General features: G+C 65.7%; 26 protein-coding genes. 7 read left to right on the top strand and 19 right to left on the bottom strand.

Translation table 11 applies throughout. The features are described 5' to 3' along the window. The first annotated feature begins 164 nt into the window (after positions 1-164). Positions 165-1,931, top strand: coding sequence for a TerD family protein (locus ACLJPD_RS24935; RefSeq protein ID WP_410875225.1), 1,767 nt, complete (start codon positions 165-167; stop codon positions 1,929-1,931). Here the strand turns inward: ACLJPD_RS24935 and ACLJPD_RS24930 are convergent. Further along, on the bottom strand, positions 1,928-2,218 hold the full coding sequence (locus tag ACLJPD_RS24930; protein WP_056821229.1) for a hypothetical protein: 291 nt from the start codon (positions 2,216-2,218) through the stop codon (positions 1,928-1,930). The genes ACLJPD_RS24935 and ACLJPD_RS24930 overlap by 4 nt on opposite strands. A 207-nt stretch (positions 2,219-2,425) precedes the next feature. Here ACLJPD_RS24930 and ACLJPD_RS24925 point away from each other — a divergent pair, with 207 nt between their 5' ends. Then, a complete protein-coding gene (locus tag ACLJPD_RS24925) occupies positions 2,426-2,698 on the top strand; it encodes a hypothetical protein (protein ID WP_410875224.1) in 273 nt (90 codons plus the stop codon). Positions 2,699-2,856: 158 nt separating this feature from the next. On the opposite strand, the gene ACLJPD_RS24920 is transcribed toward ACLJPD_RS24925, so the two are convergent. From ACLJPD_RS24920 to ACLJPD_RS24895, 6 genes are all read right to left on the bottom strand, one after another. Further along, entirely contained in the window at positions 2,857-3,345 is a 489-nt protein-coding gene (locus ACLJPD_RS24920; RefSeq protein WP_410875223.1) for an FBP domain-containing protein, read from the bottom strand. Between the two features lie 97 nt (positions 3,346-3,442). Then, positions 3,443-4,669 (bottom strand): vWA domain-containing protein, encoded by a 1,227-nt coding sequence (locus ACLJPD_RS24915; protein WP_410875437.1) that lies wholly within the window; start codon positions 4,667-4,669, stop codon positions 3,443-3,445. Positions 4,670-4,720: 51 nt separating this feature from the next. After that, positions 4,721-5,341, bottom strand: coding sequence for a response regulator (locus ACLJPD_RS24910; protein ID WP_410875221.1), 621 nt, complete (start codon positions 5,339-5,341; stop codon positions 4,721-4,723). Then, positions 5,338-6,480 carry a sensor histidine kinase gene (locus ACLJPD_RS24905; RefSeq protein WP_410875219.1) on the bottom strand — a complete coding sequence of 381 codons (1,143 nt, stop codon included), beginning with the start codon at positions 6,478-6,480 and terminating at the stop codon, positions 5,338-5,340. The genes ACLJPD_RS24910 and ACLJPD_RS24905 overlap by 4 nt, the downstream gene beginning before the upstream one ends. Beyond that, positions 6,480-7,292 (bottom strand): ABC transporter permease, encoded by an 813-nt coding sequence (locus ACLJPD_RS24900; RefSeq protein WP_410875218.1) that lies wholly within the window; start codon positions 7,290-7,292, stop codon positions 6,480-6,482. Before ACLJPD_RS24900 ends, ACLJPD_RS24905 begins: the two co-directional genes overlap by 1 nt. Next, positions 7,289-8,215: an ABC transporter ATP-binding protein gene (locus ACLJPD_RS24895; protein WP_410875216.1), complete on the bottom strand. Its 927-nt coding sequence runs from the start codon at positions 8,213-8,215 to the stop codon at positions 7,289-7,291. Before ACLJPD_RS24895 ends, ACLJPD_RS24900 begins: the two co-directional genes overlap by 4 nt. A gap of 139 nt (positions 8,216-8,354) precedes the next feature. Here ACLJPD_RS24895 and ACLJPD_RS24890 point away from each other — a divergent pair, with 139 nt between their 5' ends. Then, positions 8,355-8,597, top strand: coding sequence for a nitroreductase/quinone reductase family protein (locus ACLJPD_RS24890; protein ID WP_410875436.1), 243 nt, complete (start codon positions 8,355-8,357; stop codon positions 8,595-8,597). A gap of 59 nt (positions 8,598-8,656) precedes the next feature. Here the strand turns inward: ACLJPD_RS24890 and ACLJPD_RS24885 are convergent, their stop codons facing one another. After that, positions 8,657-9,676 carry an aldo/keto reductase gene (locus tag ACLJPD_RS24885; RefSeq protein WP_410875214.1) on the bottom strand — a complete coding sequence of 340 codons (1,020 nt, stop codon included), beginning with the start codon at positions 9,674-9,676 and terminating at the stop codon, positions 8,657-8,659. 122 nt (positions 9,677-9,798) lie between these two features. Between ACLJPD_RS24885 and ACLJPD_RS24880 the strand changes: the two genes are divergently transcribed. The 4 genes from ACLJPD_RS24880 (at position 9,799) to ACLJPD_RS24865 (ending at position 13,928) form a co-directional block, all read left to right on the top strand. Continuing rightward, complete coding sequence (locus ACLJPD_RS24880; RefSeq protein ID WP_410875212.1) at positions 9,799-10,371, top strand: TetR/AcrR family transcriptional regulator; 573 nt, start codon at positions 9,799-9,801, stop codon at positions 10,369-10,371. 121 nt (positions 10,372-10,492) lie between these two features. After that, positions 10,493-10,969: a DUF1772 domain-containing protein gene (locus ACLJPD_RS24875; protein WP_410875211.1), complete on the top strand. Its 477-nt coding sequence runs from the start codon at positions 10,493-10,495 to the stop codon at positions 10,967-10,969. Between the two features lie 308 nt (positions 10,970-11,277). Then, positions 11,278-11,739 (top strand): hypothetical protein, encoded by a 462-nt coding sequence (locus tag ACLJPD_RS24870; RefSeq protein ID WP_410875210.1) that lies wholly within the window; start codon positions 11,278-11,280, stop codon positions 11,737-11,739. Positions 11,740-11,846: 107 nt separating this feature from the next. Then, positions 11,847-13,928, top strand: coding sequence for a tetratricopeptide repeat protein (locus tag ACLJPD_RS24865; RefSeq protein ID WP_410875209.1), 2,082 nt, complete (start codon positions 11,847-11,849; stop codon positions 13,926-13,928). 1,815 nt (positions 13,929-15,743) lie between these two features. Here the strand turns inward: ACLJPD_RS24865 and ACLJPD_RS24860 are convergent. The 11 genes from ACLJPD_RS24860 to ACLJPD_RS24810 all read right to left on the bottom strand — a co-directional run bounded on the left by ACLJPD_RS24860 (position 15,744) and on the right by ACLJPD_RS24810 (position 24,365). Then, positions 15,744-16,721 (bottom strand): HNH endonuclease, encoded by a 978-nt coding sequence (locus ACLJPD_RS24860; RefSeq protein WP_410875434.1) that lies wholly within the window; start codon positions 16,719-16,721, stop codon positions 15,744-15,746. A gap of 181 nt (positions 16,722-16,902) precedes the next feature. Next, entirely contained in the window at positions 16,903-17,478 is a 576-nt protein-coding gene (locus tag ACLJPD_RS24855; protein ID WP_410875208.1) for a PIN domain-containing protein, read from the bottom strand. Positions 17,479-17,494: 16 nt separating this feature from the next. After that, complete coding sequence (locus ACLJPD_RS24850) at positions 17,495-18,037, bottom strand: helix-turn-helix domain-containing protein (RefSeq protein ID WP_410875206.1); 543 nt, start codon at positions 18,035-18,037, stop codon at positions 17,495-17,497. A 373-nt stretch (positions 18,038-18,410) separates the two neighbouring features. Next, the gene (locus tag ACLJPD_RS24845; protein WP_410875204.1) at positions 18,411-19,313 is read right to left on the bottom strand and encodes a DUF2637 domain-containing protein; all 903 of its coding nucleotides are present in this window, start codon (positions 19,311-19,313) and stop codon (positions 18,411-18,413) included. Between the two features lie 112 nt (positions 19,314-19,425). Continuing rightward, positions 19,426-19,833 (bottom strand): hypothetical protein, encoded by a 408-nt coding sequence (locus tag ACLJPD_RS24840; protein ID WP_410875202.1) that lies wholly within the window; start codon positions 19,831-19,833, stop codon positions 19,426-19,428. Between the two features lie 27 nt (positions 19,834-19,860). Further along, positions 19,861-20,916, bottom strand: a complete 1,056-nt coding sequence (locus ACLJPD_RS24835) for a toprim domain-containing protein (RefSeq protein ID WP_410875200.1) — start codon at positions 20,914-20,916, stop codon at positions 19,861-19,863. Then, positions 20,916-21,326, bottom strand: coding sequence for a hypothetical protein (locus ACLJPD_RS24830; RefSeq protein ID WP_410875199.1), 411 nt, complete (start codon positions 21,324-21,326; stop codon positions 20,916-20,918). The genes ACLJPD_RS24835 and ACLJPD_RS24830 overlap by 1 nt, the downstream gene beginning before the upstream one ends. Position 21,327: 1 nt before the next feature. Then, positions 21,328-21,762, bottom strand: coding sequence for a hypothetical protein (locus ACLJPD_RS24825; RefSeq protein ID WP_410875197.1), 435 nt, complete (start codon positions 21,760-21,762; stop codon positions 21,328-21,330). A 1-nt stretch (position 21,763) separates the two neighbouring features. Next, positions 21,764-23,290 (bottom strand): hypothetical protein, encoded by a 1,527-nt coding sequence (locus ACLJPD_RS24820; protein WP_410875196.1) that lies wholly within the window; start codon positions 23,288-23,290, stop codon positions 21,764-21,766. A 27-nt stretch (positions 23,291-23,317) separates the two neighbouring features. Next, positions 23,318-23,710 (bottom strand): hypothetical protein, encoded by a 393-nt coding sequence (locus ACLJPD_RS24815; RefSeq protein WP_410875195.1) that lies wholly within the window; start codon positions 23,708-23,710, stop codon positions 23,318-23,320. A gap of 31 nt (positions 23,711-23,741) precedes the next feature. Then, positions 23,742-24,365 (bottom strand): hypothetical protein, encoded by a 624-nt coding sequence (locus tag ACLJPD_RS24810; RefSeq protein ID WP_410875194.1) that lies wholly within the window; start codon positions 24,363-24,365, stop codon positions 23,742-23,744. Positions 24,366-24,404: the final 39 nt, after the last annotated feature.

Below are 24,404 nucleotides of genomic sequence, written 5' to 3'. Positions count from 1 at the left end.
CCACGAAGTGGCCGGTCCGCGGCCGGGTCGCCGGTTAGCCGCCGGTGCGTAGGCGACGAAGGAGCAAGCACCGGTGGCTAACCGGCGGCCCCTTGGGGCCGCGGACACGCGCGCGCCAGCGCGCCAATAACTCTGTCAGACCCACATGACATCATGCGAACACCATGGAACTACGCAAGGGTGCGCACGCGCCGGTCCCGACATCGCTTCTCGCCGTGGTCGTTTCATGGCGATCGACGCATACGGTAGACGCGCATGCCCTGCTGGTCACCGAATCAGGCCTCGTCCGCGGCGACCGCGACTTCGTCTTCTTCAACGCCCCCCGCCACGCCTCCCAGGCGGTAACCCTGGACCAGGAGCCCACCCCCGGCACCGCCCGCCTGAGCATCTCCCTGCCCCGCACCGAACCCGACGTCGCACGCATCGTCATCAGCGCATCCCTCGACGATGCCACCTTCGACCAGCTCCCCGAACTCACCCTGACCGTGCACGCCGCCGACGGCCCGATCGCCCAGTTCACCATCGACGGCATCGAGGATGTCCAGGCGATGATGTTCGGCGAGTTCTACCGCCGCGACGGCCAATGGCGTTTCCGCGCGATCGGCCAGGGTTGGGCAGGCGGGCTGGCCGGGTTGGCCACCGAATTCGGGGTGACGGTGGACGAACCCACTGCCGGACGTGCCAACGCCGGATCGAGCATCCCCACGCGGCCGACCCACGCCGCCATGGGGCAGTTCGAGGGCTCGCCCGACCATCGACACCGAGCCATCACGCCCGCTGCCGCATACCCACTCGACGAAGTCCCGCCGCCGACCCACGCCCCCGCACTCACCCGTCGCGTCATCGACGTCCCACCGCCACCACCGGAGGACCCGGAGCTCGCCGACTGGCACCCCGATCCGGAAACCCCCGATCAACTCCGCTGGTGGGACGGCGACGAGTGGACCGCCAGCGTCCACCCCTACGTCCACGATCAGCGCACCCGCTGCACCCGCTGCGGTAATCCCCTGCGGCGCAAGCTGTTCGGTGGCCACGGACCGTGCAAGAACTGTGCCGACGAGATCGAGGAATTCCTCACCCACTGGCGCAACAGAGCCAGGCGCGTCCTCGCGGGCCCCGGCACGATGTCGCAGGAATGGACCGACGTGTGGGCCGCCCTGCGCTTCCAGCGCATCGACGCCGAGCGCGGCCGAGCACTGCTGCACGAGGCGGGCCTGACCCAGGTCGAACGGATGGTCGCCTTCGCGTTCGCCGACGGTGAGGTGTTCGCCGAGGAGCTGGCGGCGTTCGAACATGTCGTGAGCGAGCTGGCACTGTCGGGCGGCATCGTCGACGATCTGCGCCGCCGCATGCACCGCGGCCGCACGCTGTCCCGCTTGCGCGCCGGCGAACTGCCCACCGTCAACACCCCGGGCCTGCACCTGGACCCCGACGAACGCGTGCACCTCGACCTGCCCGCCGTCCACGTCCGCATGCTCGCGCGCGGCCCGCGCAACACCGAGGGCCGCCTGATCGGCAGTTCCAAGAAGCTGCGCTTCGTCGGCCACGGCACCGGCATCGAACTGCTGTGGAATCGTGTGGTGTCAGTACATCCCGAGCACGGCACTGTAATACTCGCCGCGACCTCCGCGCGCGGCGGTGCGACCTTCGGCGTCGCCGACCCCGACTATGTGGCGGCGGCGCTGGAAGGTGCGCTGCGGGTGTCGAAACGCCTGGTCCTGGCGCCTGGCCAGCTCGACAGCCGCAGCATCCCCCAGGACGTGAAAGCCCAGGTGTGGCAACGCGACGGTGGCGCGTGCGTCGAATGCGGCGACGGCCACTACCTGGAATTCGACCACATCATCCCGCTCAGCCGCGGTGGTGCGACGAGCGCGACGAACCTACAGATCCTGTGCCGGGCCTGCAATCGCGCCAAGGGCGCGCGGATCTAGCTGAGGATGGCGTTCATGATGGTGCCGCCGCTGGTGGCGACCACGCCGCCGATCATCGCGCCCGCGATCATCTTCGGCGACTCCATCGCGCTGCCGTTCCACTTCTCCCAGGCGAACTTTCCACCGGCGACCGTGATCGCGAGCACACCCGACAGGATCATGAACCAGGTCAGGTACTGAACCATTTTCATGATCTTGTCCGACAGCGGCGGCGCCTCCGGCGTGGGGTTGCCGATCTGCGCATACGTGGTGATGGTGTCGGCCATCGACGTCAGAATGATGCTCATAGCCTGCTCCCCTATCGCGTGACGCGAACTGCGTTCCAGCCCTGCCGTATTGGATCGTGGTCCAGGATACGGGCGCGAACCCCCTGCACACCAACAAAACCGATCGGTTCGGTCCAGCTGGGCGCCGACATCGTCGCACATGACCGGATACCATCAGTGCAGAGTTCATCGTCGTTCCCGTTCCTCCGAGATACCGAGTGAGACCCCATGTTTCTGGCCGCCGTCACCGATACCTTGGCGCAGATCGGCAATCCGACCCCCGAAGCACCTCCACTGGCGAACAAGATCATGCAGATGGTCAGCTATCTGACCTGGTTCATCCTGTTGTCCGGCATCATCGCCATCACTGTCGCGGGCGGAAAGTTCGCCTGGGAGAAATGGACCGGCGGGTCGATGCAGTCACCGAAGATGGTCGCGGGCGCGATGATCGGCGGGGTGGTCGCCACCAGCGCAGGCACCATCATGAACGCAATGCTCTAGGTTCCTGCTCCGCTCGAGTGGGACCGGGACCGGCCCGGGCCCACTCGACCGGCTAGGAACACCCGAGTTCTGTTGGTGTTCAACAGAACTCGGGTCCCGTGGGCTATCGAGTGTCGGCGCACAGCATCTACCTCCTGTCGATCAGTGGGTCGGGTCGGCTAGGTGTAGAGCCGATCCACGAAGGCGTTCAGGTTCTCCACCACCCGCTGCGCCTTCTCCTGCGGCGTCAAGTCCTCGCGATACCGGCTACCCATCGACGGCCGCTTCTTGTTGCGCGCATACAGCGAGCAGGCCAGATCGGTGCACATGTAGCTGCCGACCGTGTTGCCCTTGCGGCCCGACTCGCCCGCCTTGCTCGCGGTCATCAGCGAAACGCCACCACCGGAATGCGTGGTGAGACAGATCGTGCACATCTGCGTCTTGCCCGACCCACCGGTCTCGTGCCGCAACGCGACACTCACCAGCCCGTCCTCCCGCGGCACCGAGATATAACAGCGCCCCGCGTACGACGGATCGGTCCAGCCGAGGAAGTCGAGATCCTCCCAGGGCCGTTCCGCCAGGTCACGCGGCACATTCAACCGCTTCGCGTCACCCTTCGAACAATTGACGAACGACGACCTGATGTCGCGTTCGGTTAGGGGTTCCATGAGCTCGTCCTTTCAGTTTGCCGAACAGCAAACGGTAGACACGCTAACGATCCCCTCTGTCAGTGACAACCTGATTTAAGACCGCGCGGTCCACAACTTACGAGTTCACGATGCCCGCGGCGCGGGCGGCGCGCAGCCAGTCCGGGAATTCACCGAGCAGGCGGCGGTAGAGTTCGGCGTCGTCGACCTGGTCGATGTCGTCGAGGGCGAAGAAGCCCGCGTTGTCGACGACGCGGTCGTCGAGTTCATCGAGGGTGCGCAGGACGCCGAAGTTGGCTTTGCCGAGGCCGATGAACTGCCAGAAGGCGGGGAGGTGGGCGGCCTCGCGCATCAGGGTGGCGATCTCACGTTTCTTCGCGAAGCCGCCGTCGGTGAAGAACAGCACCAGGGTCGGCTCGGTGAGAGTGTCGATGATCGCGCGCATGATCGGCAGTTCGTCGTTGCGGCCGCCGATGGCGTTGTAGTCGATGCCCTGGTGGGTGCCCTTGAGGTGGAGGTAGGTCTGCGCCCACTGTTCCCCGCCCGCGACAGTGATGTCGGGCAGTTTCACGTAGGTCAGTGCGTAGAGGTAGGCCTCGAGGGTGCCGTCGTCATCGAGTTGGGTGGCGACCGGGATCATTCGCTCGACGACCCGATGCACCGTCCCACCGCGATACATCTTCTCCATGCTGCCGGTCTTGTCGATCACGAGCACCACCCGCGCCCTGGTTCCGAAAGCGCTCTTGTCGATCAGCACCTTCGCGACTTCACGCTTGCGCAGGTCCAGCTGCTGCCGCTTCTCGAACGACAGCGCAGCCTCGCCGGGAACCGTCCGAACTTCCGGGACCACGTCCGGCTCGCCGTCGACGCTCACCCCGTGGTCGGTGACCAGGTCTGCGAACCCGCCCGCGTATCCCTGCCCGACAGCACGGACTTTCCACTGCTCGCCCCGGCGATACAACTCGAGCGCGATCACCACCGACTCACTGTCGAGTCCGTCGATCACATACTCGTGCAACACATTTCCCGCGCGATCAGCTATCGAGGCCACCGGAGCGCCTGCGGTACCGAACGTATCCCCGTCCACCGCAACGGTGATCACCGCACGAAGCTGTGCGATCTCAGGCGGCACTGCTGCCAGTGAAACCTCGAGTCCGGCACCGCTGAGCCGAACACCGGGCGCCTGTGGCTGATTGAAGAACACGAAGTCCGCGTCCGAGCGAACCTTGCCCGCTTCGGTCACCAACAATGCCGAAAGGTCGGCCGCGACCCCGCCCCGAACCGACAGCACCACCTCGTCCGAATCCAAGCCCGCGTTCTGCCCTTTGACCAGCGCAGCAGCCATCGCCATCCCTCTCATCGCACCGTAATGCCCCACACCCTAGGCGAAATCGAGCTAGATCCAACCCTTCTCACGGGCTTTGAGGGCAGCTTCGTAGCGATTGGACACGCCGAGCTTGGTCATCGCCGAGGACAGGTAGTTGCGGGTGGTACCCGGGGAGAGGTGCGCGCGTTTGGCGATGTCCTCCACCGACGCTCCGTCGGCGGCGAATTCGAGGACGTCGGCCTCACGGGCGGTGAGCACGGTATCCCCCGCGCTGATGGCCTCGGCCGCGAGTTCGGGATCGACGTAGCGGCCACCGTTGTGCACCGACCGGATCACCTCGGCCAGTGTCGCCGCCGAGGTCGTCTTGGGCAGGAACCCGCGCACACCCGCGGCGAGGGCGCGCTTGAGATAGCCGGGCCTGCCGTGGCTGGTGACGATCAAAGTGCCTGCGCCAGGCGTGATTCTGAGCAGTTCGACGGCGGTGTCGATGCCGTCGATGCCCGGCATCTGCAGATCGATGACGGCGACCGCGACGGGCTCACCCTCCTCGGCCCGGTGGCGCCACGCGCTGACGAGTTCCGCGCCGGAGCCGACATGGGCGACGACCTCGAGATCGGGTTCCAGGCCGAGCATCGTTGCCATGGCGGCGCGGATGAGGGTTTCGTCATCGGCGAGGAATACGGGAATCACTTTTTCTCCCAATGGATTTCGAGGGCAAATTCGTCGCCGGCCGTGGCGATGTCGAGAGTCGCGCCAACGGCCGCGAGACGTTCGCCGAGCCCGCGCAGCCCGGATCGTTCACCGATCGCGCCCTGCGGGCGATCGTTGCGCAGCGACATACCCGAGCCCCCGAGCGTGAGGGTCGCGGTCGTCGCCGCCGAGTGTTCGACGATGTTCGTTGTGCCTTCACGGACCACCCAGGCCGCGACTTCGTGGAACGCCGCGGGCACCTTGGCCGCATCGCCCTCGACGACGAGTTCGCATCCCGCCGCCGACAGCAGTGACCGCGCCCCCGCTACCTCACCGCGCAGATCGATATTGCGGTAACCACGCACCAGAGTGCGCATCTGCCCCATCGATTCGACCGCGAGTGTTCGGACCTCTTCCATCTCCGCGACCGCGCGATCGGTGTCACCGGCTCGCGACAGTGCCACCGCCAGTTCGCTTTTCACCGCGACGGCCGAGAAGCCGCGGCCGACGACGTCGTGCAGGTCGCGCGAGAACCGCAGCCGTTCCTCGGCGACCTGCAGTTGCGCCTCGACACCTTTGGTTCGTTCCAACTCGTCGATGATGCCCAGCCCCCACACCGTGATCCGCGTCAACAGGATCGCGAATATCCCGGTGAACAGACACACCACGGCCCCCCGCAGGCCCGCACCGAGCGGCGTTCCGAAAACCAGCAGCGGGGTGGCCGCGCTGATCCCGATCAGGATCCACCACTTGTGGCGAGTGAACGGGATGACGGCGAAGATCGCCATGAACACCGCGGACAAGCCCACTGCGCGCGCGCTGAGGACAGTCGACTCGTCGGACGCCCAGCGCGCGACGACTCCACTGATCGCCCACAGCGCGACCAGCACCACGATGGCGACCGGCAACATCCGCGGCCGCGCCACCACCCCGGGGACGGTGGCGAAATCGGGTTGCGCCTCCAGTGCGGCCGAGGCAGCGATGCCGACGACGACGATCCCGAGCACCGGCACCACCGACGCGGCGCTGACCGCCAGTACGACGACCAGCACGACGATCACCGCCTGGAACGAGAGCCGGGTGTAGAGCCGGAACTTGGCGGCCCCCGACAACTCGTGCCACCAGGCGGTCGCACGCATCACCCGCGATCGTCCCAGCGGAAGCTCTTGCGGGTCAGCGCGAGCGCCAGCACGGTCCATAGCGCCAGTGTCGCAAACGGTCGGCCGGATTCGGTGACGGTGTCGGCGAAGCCGAGCGCGGCGTCGGATTCGGCGACCGCGGACAGCGTGCCCGCCGTGCCGAGGGAGATGAGGTCGGAGACGGCGGCGAAGGGGGTCCAGTCGGCCACCTGGGCCAGCCGGTCGGGCAGCACACCACGGATCGAGGACATGCCGAGCATCGCGATGATCATCACCGGCAGCGAGGTGATCTGCGCGGCCTCGGCGTTCTTGGTGTAGGCGCTGGTCGCCAGGGCGAGCAGTGAGAACAGCACCGTTCCACCGACGAGCGCGACCACGATCGCCAGTGGGTTGACCGGCGCGGGTGTGCCGGTTCCGTAGACCACGGCGGTGACCACAGCAGTGCACGCGAGCGTCATGATCGCACCGGGTACGGCCGGAGCGAGCTGGATCTGCCAGTCGGTGGCCTCACCCGTGCGCAACCGTTTCAGCACACCTTCGCTGCGGCGAGTGGTCACCATCGACAGCACCGAGTAGTACTGCACGAACAGCAAGGCGAGCAGCGCGAGCAATTCGAAGGTCACCGCCGCCATCGCCGCTGTCGGCTCGGCGTCTTTGCGGGCGATGAAGAAGGTGACCACCGGAATTCCGATCGGGAACACGGTCGCCATGTAGACAAGAGTCTTGTTGCGCCGGAACTGCAACCACTCCGCCTTGGCGAGCGCGGTGAGTGGTCGGCGGCGAAATCCGTTGGCGGGCATGGTGGTGGTCATCGTGCTCCGATCAAGGTGGGAGTGGTTGCCTCAGCGATGTCGAGGAAGACCGATTCCAGCGATGCGGCGCGCGCCTCCAGCCCGGTCAGCTGCACCCCCGCTTCGCGCGCCCAGCCGAGCAGCTCGAACAGGTGGCCTTGTAAGTCGTTGGTGCTGATGACGACTCGCGCTTGCGCTTCCACACTGGCGCCACGGAACTGCGGCACGGGCAGGCCGGGATGGTCGAAGGCGATCCGCGCCGGGTGGTCGTCGACGATGTCGCGCAGCGTGCCCCTGCGGGCGATCGCGCCCTTGTGCATGATCGCGATCTGATCGGCGAGCGCTTCGGCCTCGTCCAGATAGTGCGTGGTGAGCACCATGGTCACCCCCGACGCTTTGAGGTCGGCGAGCAATTGCCATGTCCCACGCCGACTTTCCGGATCGAGGCCGGTGGTCGGCTCGTCCAGGAACAGCAACCGGGGCTGTCCGAGCAGTGCGCACGCCAGGTCGACCCGGCGCTTCTCGCCACCCGACAGCGAGCCGACCCGCACCCCCGCGCGATCGGTCAGGCCGACCTGCGCCAACACAGCCTCGGTGGTGGTCGGATCGGTGCACGTCCCGCGCCACATTTCCAGCGTCTCGGCCACGGTCAACTCGGCGGGCAACCCACCCGACTGCAACATGATGCCGACCCTCGGCCGAACCTGATCACGGTGCCGCAGCGGATCGAGGCCGAACACTTCTACCTCGCCCGCCGACGGTGCCACCAGCCCTTCTATCATGTCCAGCGTCGAAGTCTTGCCCGCACCATTGGTCCCGAGCAGCGCGAACACCTCCCCCTCGCACACCTCGAGGTCCACGCCTTTAACGGCTTCGAACGCGTCGTCACCACGGCCGTACGTTCGCCGCAACCCGCGTGCGGTGATGACATCTGTGTTTCTCATACCTTCTACGGTGCTCGACGCGGGGCGCCACCAGTAGTAAGCGCAGTCACCGATTCCCGATGGGATTCGCACGGGTCGGGCATGACAAAAGTCATCGGAGCCTGACAATTAACCACTATCCCGGACGAGCCACCACACGATCGCCGATGGCTCGACTGGTGGCAGCGGGCTCCACCTTCACGAGCAAGCATGGGAGGCCAACCCGGACAACACGATTCGAATCGGCGCCGACCTGCACCCCGTCCGAGCCCGCGTAGCAACCGATGCCGAACGCAATCGACTGTGGCCGCAGTTCATCGAGTCCTTCCCGAGCTACGGCTCCTTCCAACGCCACGCAGGCAACCGAACGATCCCGATCGTCATCCTCACACCACGTAGGTGACCGGCTCGGGTCTTCCCGGTGCACCCCAGCCGCGCCTCATGACGGAAGCACCCTGCGCATCAGCGGCGGCGCAGGGTGGGGTCGAGTAGGGATGGTGGGGTGTCGTGCTTTTCGTGGGGGGCGAGGTCGGTGCCGGGGGCGACTATGGCGTCGATGGCGTCGAGGAGGTCGGGAGTGAGGACGGTGTCGGCGGCGGCTAGTTGGGAGTGGAGGTGGTTCATGGTGCGGGGGCCGATGATGGCGCTGGTGACGGCGGGGTGGGCGGTGACGAAACCCAGGGCCAGTTGGATCAGGGTCAGGCCTGCCTGGTCGGCCAGCGCTGCGAGTTGTTCGACGGCGGCCATCTTGGCGTGATTGGCCGGGATGGTGGTGTCGTAGCGGTCCGGCATGAATGTCGAACGGCTGGTGGCTATTTCGCGGTCGGCGCGGATGGCGCCCGAGAGCCAGCCCGAGGACAGGGGGCTCCAGGCGAGCACGCCGAGTCCGTATTCCTCGGTGACCGGCAGGACGTGGGTTTCGATGCCGCGCTGCAGGATCGAGTAGCTGGGCTGTTCGGTGACATATCGGCTCAGGTGGTGACTCGTGGCTGCCCATTGCGCCTGAACGATGCGGTAGGCCGGGAACGTCGAGGATCCGAAGTAGCCGATCTTGCCTGCGCGCTGCAGGTCGGTCAGCGCCGAGAGGGTTTCCTCGTCGCTGGTTTCGGGGTCCCAGCGGTGGATTTGATAGAGGTCGACGTGGTCGACGCCGAGGCGGCGCAGGCTGTCGTCGAGCGCGGTGGTCAGCCAGCGACGTGAGCCCCCACGATGGTTGCGGTCCTCGCTCATCGGCATGCTCGCCTTCGTGGCCAGCACGAGGTCGTCGCGACGGCCCGCGATGGCTTTGCCGACCAGTTCCTCCGACTCGCCGTGGCCGTACATGTCGGCGGTATCGATGAGGTTGACGCCGCCGTCGATGGCGACGTCGATCATGGCGGTGACCTCGTCTTGCGTGGAGTTCCCCAGCTTGCCGAAGTTCATCGCGCCGAGCACGAGGGTGCTGACCTGAACGCCGGTACGGCCCAGAGTGCGGTACTGCATGGCGGTTCCTCCCAGATGAGCTTGGTTCGGCTCGCCGGTTCTGGCATCCTCAACCAAGCGGAACGTTGTTCCGCTAATCAACATACGGAACATGGTTCCGTTTGCCAAGAGGGAGGTGCACGATGGTCGACAACCCGACCGAGGCCCCGCGACAACGCGCCGACGCCCGCCGCAACCAACAGGCGCTACTAGACGCCGCCGCCGCGGCTTTCATCGCCTCCGGCGTGGATGTCCCCGTCCGCGAGATCGCCAGCCGAGCCGGCGTCGGCGTCGGCACCATCTACCGCCACTTCCCCACCCGAGCCGACCTCATCGTGGCCGTCTACCGACACCAGGTCGAAGCCTGCGCCGAAGCGGGCCCCACCCTCCTGGCGGCACACAGCTCCCCACACGCCGCCCTCGGCGAATGGATCACCCTCTTCGCGGATTTCCTGACCACGAAACACGGTCTCGCAGCAGCACTTCAATCCGACGCCACCGCCTTCGAAACCCTCCACACCTACTTCCTCGACCGCCTGGTTCCCACCTGCGAAGGCCTACTCACCGCCGCCGCCACGGCAGGCGAAATCCGCCCCGATACCGACCCGTACGAACTTCTGCGCGCCGTCGGCAATCTCTGCATCGGCGGCGACACTCCCCGCTACCACCCGCGTCGAATGGTCGCCCTCCTCATCGCGGGGCTGGGCGTGAAGTAGACGATCGCGACGGCGGCGGGTTGCCGATCCAAAATCTAGCAACGCTAGACATGCGAGCGGGCGGGGTGTTACCGTTGCTCCAGTTTCTAGCGCCGCTAGTTTTCAAGAAAGTGAAGCCGAAATGCTCATCTTCACCGGTCAGATCATTGCCACCATCGCCGTTCTCGCCAATGCCGTCGTCTATGGCACCGATGTCTGCGGGGCCGTGATCATGCGGTCGGTGTACCGAAAGCTCGATGACGCGACCGTGACCGTGAGCGCGGGGTGGGGGCACTACTACGGCGACAAGCGCATGCCGATCGTCGGTGTGAGCGGTGTGGTCACCGCGGTGCTCACACTGCTGATCGCGCTGGTGGCCGGGCAGATCGGCGCCGCGGTCGCGGCCGGGATCACGGTGGCGGCACTGCTCACCTGGCTCGCCTTCTACGTCCGTATCGCCAAGCCGATCAATTCCCAGCAGACCGCCGCCGCGCTGAGCGGCATCATTCCGGCCGATGCCCGTGCGCTGCAGGACAAGTGGGACAGCATCCTGAAGTACCGGGTCACCCTGCAGTTCATCGCCATCGCCGGACTGTGCGCCGCGCTGATCCTGTTCTGACCCGGCGTACCGATGCCTTTGCTCGCGGAAGCCGGGATCGAGGTGACCGAGCCGGCCGACAGCAGAATATTCACTGTTCAAAGGAGTGGGGCGGGTGGGGCTCGAACCCACGACCAGCGGATTATGAGATCAAACACTTTCAGCGCTGTGCTGACCTGCAAAAACACTGCTAGTAGCGGAGCATTTGAGCATAATCTGTTGGTCGTTGACATAGACAAGCTCGGCGATCAACTCACCACACATCATTCCGCATCTGGCTGCTGATCCGGGTGCGGGAGCGAAACCTTTGCGTGCAAAGATCTACAGTCATGGATCCTGTGACAGCCCTGGTGGTTTCAGCAATCGCAACCGGCGCTTTGGTCGGGGTGGGTGACACTGCGTCTCAGGCTGTCAAGGACGCCTATGCCGGGTTGAAGAGCCTGCTATCACGCAAATACGCCGATGTGGATATCTCGCCGGTGGAGCGTAAACCCGATTCGGAATCGAAGCGGAACTCGCTGGCCGAGGATCTCGATGATGCCGGCGCTGCCGGGGACGATGAGCTGCTTGCGCCCGCGCAGGCGGTACTCGAAGCTGCCCGTGAGCACGCACCGCAGGTCGTGGTCGGCCTGGATATCGACAACTTGGTAGCTGAGGCACTCAAGGTCACCGACATCGAGTCCGCTGGTGACGGGGTGCGCGTCCGCAACAGCAAGATCACCGGTGCCGCGGAGTTCTCCAGGGTGCGGGCGGGATTCTCGCAGCAGGTCCCTCCCTCGGCGCAGGACTGAATCCCGACAGTCCCGCGCTCGCGGCGTATGGCGCCTACATCTCTGGGAACACGTTCGAAGGTCCTGTCCACCTGAACACTGGTGCAGGCGGGCATAATTCGCTGGCCTTGTCCGATCTGATCAAGGTCGCCTCATCCTCGGCAGAACAGCTACCCCGAGTCTGCGATCTCGATCCCTACCTTTTGGGAGCGACCAACTCGGTCTTCGGCCGCGACGGCCACTACGGCAACGGTGATGGTTACGTCGCGCGCACCGCTAACGAGGTCGATCGCCGACTGGCGCGGGAGTTGACCGGTCACAGGTTGGTGGTGGTGGTCGGCCCGTCGAAGGCTGGGAAAACGCGCAGCCTTTACGAAGCGGTTCGGGCTGTGTACCCCACCGCGAGGGTGGCGTGGCCGTGTATCGGCACCCTCGATGTGTTCGTCGCCGATCAGCGGATCCACGGCTTCGAAGGCGTGCTGGTGGTGTGGCTCGACGACCTCCACGAATATTTGACCGGCACCGCCGCTTTGACTCCTGGGTTGCTGTCGAAACTGATGTCCCGGCCCGGGCGCACCATCGTGGTGGCGACGTTGCGGTCGGAGATGCGTTCCCAACTGCGTGGCGGCGGCGAACTCCACGCCGATATACGGAGGTTGCTGGGTCAGGCGAGCACAATTGAGATGGCATCGACCGCTGAGGATCCGGTCGAGACCGCGGCGGCCAACTACGCCTACCCCGAACAGGTTCGCGCCGGATATGGCTTGGGCGAGGAACTTGCCGGGGCCCCGGAGCTGCTCACATGCTACGACGATGCCCGAGCTGCCGACCCCGTGTTGCACACGGTGATCTCGACGGCGGTGGACTGGGCCCGCATCGGACGTGTCGACCCGATACCAGAACCTGTCCTGCTCGCCCTTGTGAGGCAACGACTACGGAACACGCGCCCAGAACTCGACGTCGACGACGGCGCCGTTACCGCAGCTATCACCCACGCACGCACTCCTTCACCAGGTGCCGGCCGCACTGCCGCACTGCTTACTGCCAACCTCGATGACCAAGGGGTTCGTGGGTATCGACCATTCGATTACCTCGTCGCTGCCGACGACGGACAACACCATTCCGCTCGCCCAGTTCCGGACGGCTTCTGGACCGACGCGACCCGCGACGCCACCGCCGCCATACTCTTCGAGGTCGGAAACGGTGCCTACTTCCGAAATAACCACAAACTCGCGACAGATCTATGGCAGAAAGCCGCCGACCAAGGCCACACCCCCGCGATGACCAACCTCGGGACCGTGCTCCACTACCGCGGGGATCTCGAAGAAGCCGAAACCTGGTGGCATTGCGCCGCCGCCGCCGGCAACACCACCGCAATGGCCAAACTCGGGACCGTGCTCCAGTACCGCGGGGATCTCGAAGAAGCCGAAACCTGGTACCGCCACGCCGCCGCCGACGGCCACACCAATGCGATGACCGCCCTCGGGATCCTGCTCCAACTACGGGGGGACCTCGAAGAAGCCGAAACCTGGCTCCGCCGCGCCGCCAAGGACGGCGAGACCAACGCCATAACCGTCCTCGGGATCCTGCTTCGACAGCGGGGGGACCTCGAAGAAGCCGAAACCTGGCTCCGCCGCGCCGCCGAAGACGGTGAGACCAACGCGATGACCAACCTCGGGACCGTGCTCCACGAACGCGGGGACCTCGACGAAGCCGAAACCTGTTGGCGCCGCGCCGCCGAAGACGGCAACACCGACGCGATGACCAACCTCGGGATCCTGCTCCACGAACGCGGGGACCTCGACGAAGCCGAAACCTGGTACCGTCGCGCCGCCGAAGACGGCGAGACCACCGCGATGACCAACCTCGGGATCCTGCTCCAAGAGCGCGGGGACCTCGACGAAGCCGAAACCTGTTGGCGCCACGCCGCCACCGACGGCAACACCACCTCAATCACAAACCTCGGGATCCTGCTCCACGAACGCGGGGACCTCGAAGAAGCCGAAACCTGGTACCGCCGCGCCGCCGAAGACGGCAACACCGACGCGATGACCAACCTCGGGATCCTGCTCCACGAACGCGGGGACCTCGAAGAAGCCGAAACCTGGTACCGCCGCGCCGCCGAAGACGGCAACACCGACGCGATGACCAGCCTCGGGATCCTGCTCCACGAACGCGGGGACCTCGACAACGGTAGTTCTGCTCCCTGAGCGATAGGCAGCCTCGCGAGCCGCGCCAATAGCCGCGCGACGGTCGACAACCGCGTTCACATCCGTCACCTCGGGCGAGTCAGGAAGCCGCCGCCCTTCTTTTGTGGTCACTCGATGCGGATCGCTGCCTGGTCCGCATTGCGGTTCGGATCTCTGTGCCGAACTCGCGTACGTAGCCGCACCGAGCATCCGCACGCGACCAGACCTACCGACCCACGTCGCCGATCGCAGCCGCCCATCTGACGCAACCCGCTACCCGACTACGTCGAGAACGCAACGGGCGCTCTGCCAACCCAGCCACGCTCCCAACCCTGCCCTTCTTTTGTGGTCCTCTCTCCCTCTCTTCTTACTCACACTTCTTCTTCCTTTCTTCTTCTCTTCTTCTTTGTTTTGTGTTGTTTTCCTCCCTCCCTGGATATCACTCTCTCAGCGAAGCGAGAGAGTGATATCCAGGGAGGGAGGAAGGCGGCGCAAAACAGCCCAGCTCAGCTGGGGTTTCGGTAAGGATCGTCCGGGACTTGTCCGGGACTCAGTAAGTCCCGGACGAGTCCCGGATAGATCCCAGACGAGTCCCGGACAAGTCCCGGACAAGTCCAACGGCTTTGGCCATGCAACGGTTCGCCGCCGGCTCCGGCGGACCTTGCATGGTTCGGCTTGACTCATCCAGACGTCGTCGACCCGACTCATGCCCGCGCGATCACATACGTAGTGAAAGCCCGCAGCAGACGAGCAGATCGCTCACCCATTGCTGGTCCGCCCAAACCTTCGGGTCATCTGGATCGAGGCCTGCATCGGTGAGCGCGTCGCGGTCGACAGAGTCCATTCCCATGCCTGGTTCGACGCGCGGCCGCGACAGGCGGTTCCCCCGGCGTTCTGACTGTCCGCTGTTTGACCTCAGCGCGGCGACAGAGCCTTGGGCGAGCACCACTGCTCAACATCGAGACGACCTTGTTTGTTCGCAGTCGGAACACTGCACGAGACCCGTGCGATCCACGCACCGCGGTTGGTCCGCACCCAGGCGTGGACCCAGCCAGGCACTCGGCCGGACAGATCGAGTCCCCCCCTGCTCACCCGTAGCGGCAATTCGGCCATGCTGAAAGTCGGGTACTGCACCGCAGCGACGATCTGGCCGACGTCAACCCAGACGGGCACCGGATGTTCCCCCAGATCCCGCCAGAGAGGTGGGTCGAAGATCTGCGGCCAATACTCGAACATACATTCGAGTATGGCACCTACCCGCCACCCTCGGCGACCAACCGCCACCAGGGGGCCCTGACGTGAGACTCGCACATCGTTGTGAATAATCGAACATATGTGCGAGTCAATTCAGCTCTACCTACGCCTAAGCGCTGGACGGAACCCGCTCCCCGATTCTGTCCAAACGGGCACCGGCTCGGACCCAGACGGTCGCTCATCCGTGCGGTCCCGTGCCTGAGAATCGGCGGCCACCATCGCACACACACCTGCCTCACCTGCGGAACGACCATGTACTGCCCACCGCTGCACACCGACTGCGAGCACTGACAGCACCACCGGCGACGATCTACCGGGGCCACGAACAGATTCAGTCCGTTGGTGCGACAGTTATCGGCGCGAGAAGTCCGCGGGATCTTCCGCATTCGAGGTACGCGCAGTTCAGGCACAGGACGCGGTTACTCGCACCCGGCCCGTAGATGAATCCCCCGTCCTTGGCCACACCCCGGTGACAGTCGATGCACATCGCGCCGAACTGGTTCAGTTGCATGCAGTCCTCCTTTGTCGAGCGGCTGTCCCTCGAAATCCGGACGGTGGAACCAGCCTCGTGAGGGATGGCATCTAGCTAGGAGCCCAGCGATTGAGAAACAGGTCGTAGCGTTCCCACAGAGCATCGACACTTACCGCTGATGCATCGACCGATGCACCGTGAAGAGCCTGGTACATCGGATAGTCCGCGAGCAGGGGCGCGACGACAACCTTCAGCTCGGTCGGATGGATGGCGAGCAGGTAGTCGTCGAACAGCGCGTGAATGTCCCGTCGCAGCAGCAGACCTTCGCTGACCTCGTGAGTCTTATGTGTGGCGTACCCACGCAGATGCGCAGCCTCCAAGACGCGCGCCGGTACTTCGCCGGTGACGGCGCACCGGATGCCATCCCGTTGCAGCAGCCGCCGCCGGAACTTGTCCTGGTTTTTGCGCACCGGAGTCTTCCGGAAGCTCACTCCACCAGGGATCGTTCCCGAGTCACTATTCGTCGCCGGCGCCGCGACGGCCGGAGATGTGTACGAAGTCGGCGACGGGAGGCTGATCCCGGCCAACAACTTGTTGACCACCTGGGGCGAAAGCGGACGAATCGAGCTCTGCCGGTCGCCGTTTTCTAGTGCTGTCAGCAACTCTGCGGTCGTCAGAGCGCCGTCGATGTCACGCCAGTTCCGCGCGATCCGCGCGGTGTAGAAGGTTCGGGGCTCGTCGACAACCAGTGGTGCGGGGAACTCTTCCCTGCACTTGCTGCAGCGGAACTCCGGCCGCTGCACTGCGCGGCGCTCGACCGACGCCTTCTCGCAGTGCGGGCACCGTTTGATCTGAACCGTGACGTCGTGCTCAACGTTGATATCGTCGATCACAGAGACCCCGTGTACGACCTCGCGATCGTGGACGACGACGGTGTCGCCAACCTTGACTTTGCGGTAGTTGCCGACGGTGTTGGTGTAGACGTACTGGACGCCATGGATGTCTGCGTAGCCGTCATTGCTGTGCCAGTCACGGTCATCGCCTACTGACTTGCAAGACCACGTGAGCATGTTTCCCCTCCAGATCATCCACAGCACTGCGCTTTCCGGCAAAGCGTAGCGATCTGTGCCGACAGGTAACCTCCTCCGCGGCTCCATCTGCCGCGATCCGCGAGAGGACAACGCCACAGGACGTCCGCGCCGCCGCGGACCGCGCCCGATCAAGCCGAGGCGCCCCCGCTCGCTCGCAGTCCCCGGCAACCGCCGACCCTCAACGAACCTCTCGAATCAGCTCGACAGCTTCGGTCATGCCGTACTTCGATTCGAAAGTTTCCAGCAGTTCATCGACCGATTGAGGGGGATTCCGCAGTCGGTCGCTCATGCATTGCACCGCGCGTAGCGCCACTTCGGGCGAGGTCGACACCGTGTCCGCTGCGAACTGCGCAGGCTCGACCACCTGAATATGCCTGGGCACCTTCCCTTCCGGGAAGTCCTTGACGTTGGTGGTCACGATCGCCCCAGCACCACCGACCACTGCGGCCGCGAGTACGTGCTCGTCGTCGGGATCGGAAAGATCGAAGGTGCCCTCGTAAGGCTCCCAATTCTCCACGAGGGCATCGTCGAAATTCTCTCGCAGGGTCCGAACAAGACGCTGAGCTCGCCTCTTTGCCTCAACGGGCGGACAAATCTCGCGCTCGACTAGCTTGAGGTCTTCGTGTTCTTCGAGCTCGTCGAGGATCGCATCAGACCAGAGCGGTCGATACAGCCCTTCCACCGCCAGCGACAGCAGAAAATCTCGCTGCCGGCTGGGCCACAGCACGCAGGTGTCGAGCACTACAACGAACACCCAGTGATTCTCTCAGCTAGTCGGTGATCGACCGTACTTTGGCTCGCCGCCGCGCCGCCACCGCGCGCCGCACTTCCTTCAAGCGCCTCTGTACAGCCTTAGGGTCTTCGTTATCGTCGATGTCGACGGAGCTCTCCTCGATTGCCGCGTACTGCCCCAACTTGCGTGTTTGCTGATAGCTGAGGACATCATGCAGGCGCAGACGGTGACGAGATCCCACTCGCTCGGCAGGCAGTTCGCCCTGCTCGATCAACTTGATAACCGTCGGCCGGCTCACACCCAACAAATCGGCTGCCTGCTGAGAAGTCAGCATCATACTCCGTGGCGCGATAGTGACCGCTTTGCCCGCCTGCATCGCTGCGACCACTCGTACAAGTGCAGCATGTACTTCGGCCGGTAGCTCGATCCTCTCCGTCTCACTCGCCCCGACCAGCGCATAACGCACGGTCTCGCGCGGCCCCTGGACCGTATGCGCGGTCAGGAAATCCAGCAGTGGAGACAGTTCCTGGGCGTGTTCCGGAACGGGCTCGAACGTCTGCGCTTCCATTGTCGCTGTCATGACCTGGCTCCGTTCATTGCCGAAAGTTACGAAAGCGATTTCGAATCTTTCGAAGAGTTTCGCACGGTTACCGTCCGAAGTCGAGGAGGCGCTAGACACAGTTGACCACAAGTGCCTGGTCGCCGCAGGTCTTGGCTTCAGGACACCACGTGCCTCAGCCTGGCGACAGCGGCAATCTGTAGACGATGACAACTATCGCCTGCAACGCTCACCAAGTGCCGTGGTCGGCGGCCACGGCTGGTGACAACTATGGCCTGCCGTCACACGCCGTCACCGCGGCTGATCAACATAGCTATCACTCGGTGGCGCCGCTGCCGGATCTGCCGCACCGCAGAACAGGTCAGTCAGAGTAATCATGGTTAACATTTCGCTATCAATGGGTGCCTGCGATGAGCCGCAAGCCGGGGTCGGTGTCGGTGTCGAGGGCCTGTTCGGCCTCACGGTGGCGGGCGAGGATCTTGGCGACGGTGCCGTGGTGCAGCCCGACTTCCTGACCGATTTCGCGGGTCGATCGGCCCTCGGCGGCCATGGCGAGGATGAGGGTGTCGCGGTGGGCTGTCGCGTCGACCTCGCCCGGTGTCGTCTCGGTGTCGCCCTCCGCTGGCGGGGTGTCGCCTGCTGTCGCCTCGGCGTCGCCTGGTGTCGCCTGCCCGTCGCCCGGTGTCGCCGTGCTATCGGCGATAGTTCCCGGAAGGATTCCGATTGATTCCGATGCTGGTGCGGCGACCACGGGTGTGCGGTTCGGTTCGCGCGGGACTTCGAGCAGGGCGGTCAGTCCGTGGGTAGCGGCCAAGCCTGCGAGCGGGGCCGCGCCGGCGACGCACGCAGCGATGATCGCGGGCAGCGCGCGTTGTCCTGATTCGGCAGCGTGGAGGCCATTTCCGACGATGCTGATCACTTCGGCGACCATGAGCTGGACCCAGAAGAACGCGGTGGTGGATCGAGCGACGGTGATGTTGGCGCGTTGGCGGCGCTGCAGCGAGACCAGTGCGACGGTGGACTGCACGATCGCGCCATCGACGAAAACGGGCCCGATCCAGGCCAGTTTCGGGGTGATTCCGGCCATGACCGATAGATCGGAAAGGGCGGCGAACGACCAGGCGAACGCGCCGGCGCCGATGACGAGTGTCATGGCCAGGGCAGTGATTTCGGCGAGGTCGATCCGGTTGGGCGAGACGGGGGCGACGGTGTTGTCGCCTGCAGTCGCCTGCTGGTGGCTGGTTGTCGCCTTCTCGGCGGGGTGGGTGGTGGCGGTGTCGCCTGCTGTCGCGGTCATTGTCGCCCTCCTTCGTCGGTGTCGTGTGGTGGGTGCCGGGGTGCGCGAACGTGTTGGTTTGCGCTCCCCCGGCGGTGCCCTGATCTGGTTGTTGCGCGGCGGGTTCGGGTCGTCAGCTCGCGGCGGGTGTCTTCGCCGGGGTGTAGCTGGCGGCGAACATCCGAGCCTTGGTGTACTCGGGATCGGGTCCGGTGTAGGTGACCGACAAGGTCGCGCCGATCTGGAATTCCTCGCATCCGGCGTCTTCGAGCGCGCGGCCGATGGCCTGTTCCATGCGCCAGGACACGAACAGGTTCCGTGGCCCGGAACCGGTGAACACGGTGATGACGAGCTGCATCACCGGCTGGCCGTCCTCGTCGAGTTCGACCTCGCCGGGCGCCCCGCCGAACTTGAGCTTGGACTCTTCGCCGATGACGGTGATGCATCCGGTCACCGTGGTGCCGGGAGTGCTGTTCTTGCCGAACGCGGGTGTCGGGCGGGCGGCCTTGCGGAAACGCTGGCCGAAGTCGGTGGTGGTCATGATCGGATCTCCTTCTTGGGGTTGGGGTTATCGGCTGAGTCGGCGGTCGACCGGCGACGGTTCCCGGCCGCGGTTCTCGACCGATTCGGTGTGGTGTTGCTGGTGAAAGCCAGGGCGGTCGAGGTAGCGGACGGGTTCGAGTTCGTCGAGGGTGTGACCGGCGTCGAAGTGGTCCGACAAGTCCTTGCCCGCGCGGGCCTGCAGCACCCGGACTTCCCCGACCTGCCCGTACAGGGTCTCGGCGACCTGACCGGCGTGGCGGTAGCCGGGCTTGTCCCGGTCGGCGACCACAATCACGCGGGCAGCGCCGCGCAACCATTTGGCGTGCTCGGCTGTCCACTTGCCCGCGCCCATCGCGTTGCAGGTGGCGAGTTCTCCGGCCTGCCGTGCTCGTTGGACGTCTTTCTCGCCTTCGCAGACGTAGAGTTCGCGCCCGGTGTCGAGGGCTTCTCGCACGTCGTCGAGGTGCCACGGCAGGGGTGCGAAACCGGTGTTCTCCCACTCGGTTCCGGTCCAGTGCCGCTGATAGAACGACTTGGCGTACCCGTGCTCGTGCGGGGTGCGGCGTCGGATCACCGCGCCTTCGACGCGCCCGTTGGGCCACTTGTAGACGTAGGTCGCTTCGGTCTCCGGTTGCCCGGTCTGCACACCGAGGTCGGGTTTGGTCGGGAACTCGAACCGGGCCGCCAGGATCGCTTGCTCGGCCCGGCTGAACACCTGCCGCGGTGTCCGCGCCGGCTGCGTGCTGTTCGACCGGTTACCGGAGTGGTTGCGGCTGTTGCGGGCTCGCTCGGGCAACCGGTCGAACATGTCGCGTACCCGCAGCCCGATCCGCCCCAACACCTCGGCGTCGTCGCAGCGTGTTCCGGAGAAGCACCGCACGATCGTCTTGGCCTGTTTCGGGTCATAGCGCACACCCAAACTCGGGGTGTGGTGTTTGCCGTCGCCCTCGTGGACCGGGCACAGGTACCGGTTCCACGCTTGTGGTGTCCCTGGTCCTTTCGCCGGGCCGAGATGGTGGCGTTCCAGGGCCTCGACGATCCGCTGCCAGGACTGACCGGCGGTATCGGACTGCGGGTCCATCACCGGCTCCGCTCGATCGGCCCGCGCCGCTCGCGGACAGCCTCGCTCAGGGCAAGGCGCAGAACCACACGATCGCGACCGCGCAGCTCACCGGCCTGGACCACGCTGCGCTGATCGACACCGTTGAGGCCGTGGGTGTCGCGCCCGGACTGGATATCGGCGTAGAGCCCGACCATCGCGTCCGGGACCAGCTCGAACGCCTTATGGGCGCCGCGCAAGGTGTCCCAGTGCTCGGCGTGCGGGCCCGACGACCAGGCTCTGACGAACCCGTTGCGTTCCCGGGCGGCCATCTCGCGCCCGTAGTCGACGTTGTGGCCGATGTCGGGGCCGGCGCCGTCACGGATCTGCTTGTTCAGCTCGACCACGCGGGCGAAGTCCTCGCGCATCGATTCTTCGGCGTTGTAGTCCATTTCAGCGCCCCCGCTCGATCGGGCCGCGGTTGCGGCGGCTCTCGGGGTACTCGCGCTGTTCGAGGGTCCCGTCGTACTGCACTTCGCCGTTGTGGGAGACATAGCCCGCCGAGATCTTGCGCAGCCCCGGGGTGCGCTGAAATGCGATGTCGGTGGCCTGCTCCCAACTGCGATCGACGGTCGAGTCGGGATAGGTCGGGTTGTTGTGCCGGCGCAGGTCACGCTCGCGCAGCATGTCGAGCGGGTAGACCTGGTACTGGTGGTCGATCTCTTCCAGCTCGCGCCAGTGGCGTCGGTGCGGGCCCGTCGTCCACCGCTGCACGATGTCTTTCTGCTCGGTCGCCGCGGCATCGAGTTCGGCGGGGTCGGTGTTGCGGGCGAGGCGGGTGTACTGGGCGAAGTCGGCTCGCATCGCTTCTTCATGTTCGCGTTGCATGTCAGCGGCTCCTTTCGATTCCGTTGTGGCCGTTGGTGATCGGGCTGTTCATGGGCTGGGTCTGGTTGGCCTGGGCGGCGACCCGCTCGGGACCACCGGGCCGTTCGCGCGCTGCTGCGGTTTGCTTGGCCAACCGGTCGATGGCCCGGTCGCGTTGGGTCTTGTACTGGTCGCGCTCGGCACGTAGGTCCTCGATGTCGGGCTGGTCGCGGCGGACTTCGTCGATCTCGGCGGCCAGGCGGGTGTTGCGGTTGGTCAGCGACTCGATCCGACCCTCAGCAGAGGTGAGCTTGGTGCGGATCTCGTCACGGTCGGCGGTGACCGCGTCCATGCCGCGCTGCAGCATCGACACCTTCGACATCAACCGGTCACGGTCCTGGCCCATGGCCTTGAGCTGCTTTTCGACCTCAGCCAACCGGTCTTCGTCCACACCGGCCGGGGTCGCCGACTGCGCAGACTCCTGCGCTGCGGTCGATCGTTTGCGCGACGGCGTCCATTCGCCGGTGCGGGCGCTGACCTGCTCGTAGGTGCCATCGGCGACACGAGCGGGTGCGTCGGTGCCGCGTTCGTGGATGACAGCTTTGAGAGCGACCTGGGGCACCCAGTTCGTCGATTTGACGGTGCGGTGGGTCCACTCGGCGGCCTCACGTCCGGTCGGGTGCACGGTCTGGATGACCTGGGCCTGGTCCCCGCCCGGGCGCAGCGAGTACACACTCGCGGTGAACTTGCTGTTTTCGACCGCGTGGGCGCGCTCGTACTTGATCCGCGCGGGCGTCACCCCGACCTCGGCGGCGCCCGCGGTGGCGGTGCGGACCTGTCGGTCATAGGCCCGCAGGTCGGCCTGGTCGGCGGTCGGGGCGTTGAGGTCCCAATCGAGCTGGGCCCGGCGCAACTGTTGGATCGCGGCTTCGCGTTCCTGCGGTGTGCCTTCCCGTACCGGCGCCGCTGCTGGCTGCGGTCGGCGGTTGGTGCTGTTGCGTCGGCGTGCTTCGGTCAATTCGGTGAGCTGCTGGGGCAGCGCGGCGCGGGTGCGGGCGACGGTAGCGCGGTAGCGCAAGGCGTCGATGCCCTTGACCCGGTGCGCGCCGGCGAACAGTGCCCGCTTCGGGTCGTGGCCGGGAAATGCTGTCGCGGAATCGATTCCGTCCAACACGATGCCCTGCTCGACCGGGGTCAGGCTGCGGCCCTTCAACACTGTCTGCGCGATGTCGGTGGCGTGGGTGCGCAGTGCCACCTGGTCGCGGCTGCGGCGGTCGTGGGAGACGCGCGGGTCGTTGCTGCGCATCGTGACGGCCTGGGCGTGAGCGCGGTAACGGTGAACGGCTCGCTCGGTGTTGATCAGCTGCTGTTGGCGTTCGATGAACTCGGCCTGGCGCTGCTGGCGCAGCGCTCGGCTGATCTCCTTACGGATGCGCCGCTGCTCCAACCAGGACACCGCGCGGCCGTGCTGGCTGGCGAGTGACATAAGCACGCGGCCGAAATGGCGTGCCTGGTCGATGATTTCGTCTTCTACAGGTCTTTCGGACATCTCGAATTTCTCCTTCTTGTGGTGGGTTCAGCGGGTGCGTTCGGCCCGGGGACGGCGGCCGTTGTAGAGGTCTTTGCGTGCCTGGACGCGGGCCTCGCGTTCCTCGCTGGCTTGATCGGTCAGCGACAGCCGGGTGGTGTAGGAGTTGGCGCGACGCAGCCCGTCATCGGCGGCCGACAGCGCGCGCCCGGTCGAGGCCAACCACATCTGCGCGGCGCTGGTCACCTCGCTCGGTTGCATCGGCTGGCCGAGGTCGTCGGTGCGCAGCGATTCCGGCGAGTTGTGCAGTTCGCCGTAGTGCTCGTGCAGGCTCTGGATCTGGTGGCGCAGCGCGTCGAGTACCTCGCGGGCTTGCCAGGTCCGCTGGTCCAGATCGGACGGGATCGGCAGGATCGGTTCCTTCTTCGTGTTCTCGGGCATGGCAGGTGGTTCCTTCCTTGTGGTGGGTTGTTCAGTGGGCGGTGCGTGCGGATTCGAAGTGGCTGCGGCGGTGAGTGATTCCGGTGACCAGGACGCGGATGCCGTGGGCGAACAGGCTCCATACGGCGGCGAGCAGTCCGGTCGCGGCCGAGACCGTGGCGGCGCCGACATCGCGCAGCGGCGGACGGTGCGCGGCGTTCCAGAACAGGAACCCGACCCAGCAACCGGCGTAGATGTCGATCGGGACAGCCACGACGTCGGGCTGTCCGTGGGTCGCTACGACGGCGAGAGTGACCACAACGACAGAGCCCGGCACCGCGGTGCGCACCCAGCGCGGCACCTTGCGCCCGGTCGGGGCTGCGGGCTGGTCGGGCTGCGGGCGCAGCGCGGGGATCAGGTTCTCGTCCTCGACCGGCACCAACGGCACCTGCTCGGCGCTGAACGACTTGATCAGTCGCGCAACCGGTTTCGGCTCCGGATCGGGCGCGGTGATGTCGGTCTGTGTGGCGAGCCACGCCTCGGTCTCGTCGACCAGCGCCTCGGCCATGCGGGCCGCGTCGGACTCCGACGCCGGCTGCTGCTTGCGGCCGTGCTCGTGGTCGTGGTTGTGCTCGTGGTCGTCGGGGTTGTCGGAGTTACCGCGGATGATGCGCATGACAGTGGTGGCCTTTCTGGGCGAAATGGAGTGAGTCGC

Source organism: Nocardia sp. A7, from assembly GCF_046549215.1.
Taxonomy (GTDB): Bacteria; Actinomycetota; Actinomycetes; order Mycobacteriales; family Mycobacteriaceae; genus Nocardia.
The sequence above is the reverse complement of the archived record's forward strand: the minus strand, read 5'-3'. Positions and strand labels throughout refer to the sequence as shown.

Bases quoted from the DNA above. Each gene is read 5' to 3' on its own strand.
- ACLJPD_RS24925 (WP_410875224.1), top strand. From the start codon at position 2,426: ATGTTTCTGGCCGCCGTCACCGATACCTTGGCGCAGATCGGCAATCCG.
- ACLJPD_RS24810 (WP_410875194.1), bottom strand. From the start codon at position 24,365: ATGCGCATCATCCGCGGTAACTCCGACAACCCCGACGACCACGAGCAC.
- ACLJPD_RS24885 (WP_410875214.1), bottom strand. From the start codon at position 9,676: ATGCAGTACCGCACTCTGGGCCGTACCGGCGTTCAGGTCAGCACCCTC.
- ACLJPD_RS24915 (WP_410875437.1), bottom strand. From the start codon at position 4,669: ATGGCTGCTGCGCTGGTCAAAGGGCAGAACGCGGGCTTGGATTCGGAC.
- ACLJPD_RS24935 (WP_410875225.1), top strand. From the start codon at position 165: ATGGAACTACGCAAGGGTGCGCACGCGCCGGTCCCGACATCGCTTCTC.
- ACLJPD_RS24845 (WP_410875204.1), bottom strand. From the start codon at position 19,313: ATGACCGCGACAGCAGGCGACACCGCCACCACCCACCCCGCCGAGAAG.
- ACLJPD_RS24840 (WP_410875202.1), bottom strand. From the start codon at position 19,833: ATGACCACCACCGACTTCGGCCAGCGTTTCCGCAAGGCCGCCCGCCCG.
- ACLJPD_RS24895 (WP_410875216.1), bottom strand. From the start codon at position 8,215: ATGAGAAACACAGATGTCATCACCGCACGCGGGTTGCGGCGAACGTAC.
- ACLJPD_RS24825 (WP_410875197.1), bottom strand. From the start codon at position 21,762: ATGCAACGCGAACATGAAGAAGCGATGCGAGCCGACTTCGCCCAGTAC.
- ACLJPD_RS24830 (WP_410875199.1), bottom strand. From the start codon at position 21,326: ATGGACTACAACGCCGAAGAATCGATGCGCGAGGACTTCGCCCGCGTG.
- ACLJPD_RS24860 (WP_410875434.1), bottom strand. From the start codon at position 16,721: ATGATCTGGAGGGGAAACATGCTCACGTGGTCTTGCAAGTCAGTAGGC.
- ACLJPD_RS24820 (WP_410875196.1), bottom strand. From the start codon at position 23,290: ATGTCCGAAAGACCTGTAGAAGACGAAATCATCGACCAGGCACGCCAT.
- ACLJPD_RS24930 (WP_056821229.1), bottom strand. From the start codon at position 2,218: ATGAGCATCATTCTGACGTCGATGGCCGACACCATCACCACGTATGCG.
- ACLJPD_RS24815 (WP_410875195.1), bottom strand. From the start codon at position 23,710: ATGCCCGAGAACACGAAGAAGGAACCGATCCTGCCGATCCCGTCCGAT.
- ACLJPD_RS24900 (WP_410875218.1), bottom strand. From the start codon at position 7,292: ATGACCACCACCATGCCCGCCAACGGATTTCGCCGCCGACCACTCACC.
- ACLJPD_RS24870 (WP_410875210.1), top strand. From the start codon at position 11,278: ATGGATCCTGTGACAGCCCTGGTGGTTTCAGCAATCGCAACCGGCGCT.
- ACLJPD_RS24880 (WP_410875212.1), top strand. From the start codon at position 9,799: ATGGTCGACAACCCGACCGAGGCCCCGCGACAACGCGCCGACGCCCGC.
- ACLJPD_RS24850 (WP_410875206.1), bottom strand. From the start codon at position 18,037: ATGACAGCGACAATGGAAGCGCAGACGTTCGAGCCCGTTCCGGAACAC.
- ACLJPD_RS24835 (WP_410875200.1), bottom strand. From the start codon at position 20,916: ATGGACCCGCAGTCCGATACCGCCGGTCAGTCCTGGCAGCGGATCGTC.
- ACLJPD_RS24875 (WP_410875211.1), top strand. From the start codon at position 10,493: ATGCTCATCTTCACCGGTCAGATCATTGCCACCATCGCCGTTCTCGCC.
- ACLJPD_RS24920 (WP_410875223.1), bottom strand. From the start codon at position 3,345: ATGGAACCCCTAACCGAACGCGACATCAGGTCGTCGTTCGTCAATTGT.
- ACLJPD_RS24905 (WP_410875219.1), bottom strand. From the start codon at position 6,480: ATGCGTGCGACCGCCTGGTGGCACGAGTTGTCGGGGGCCGCCAAGTTC.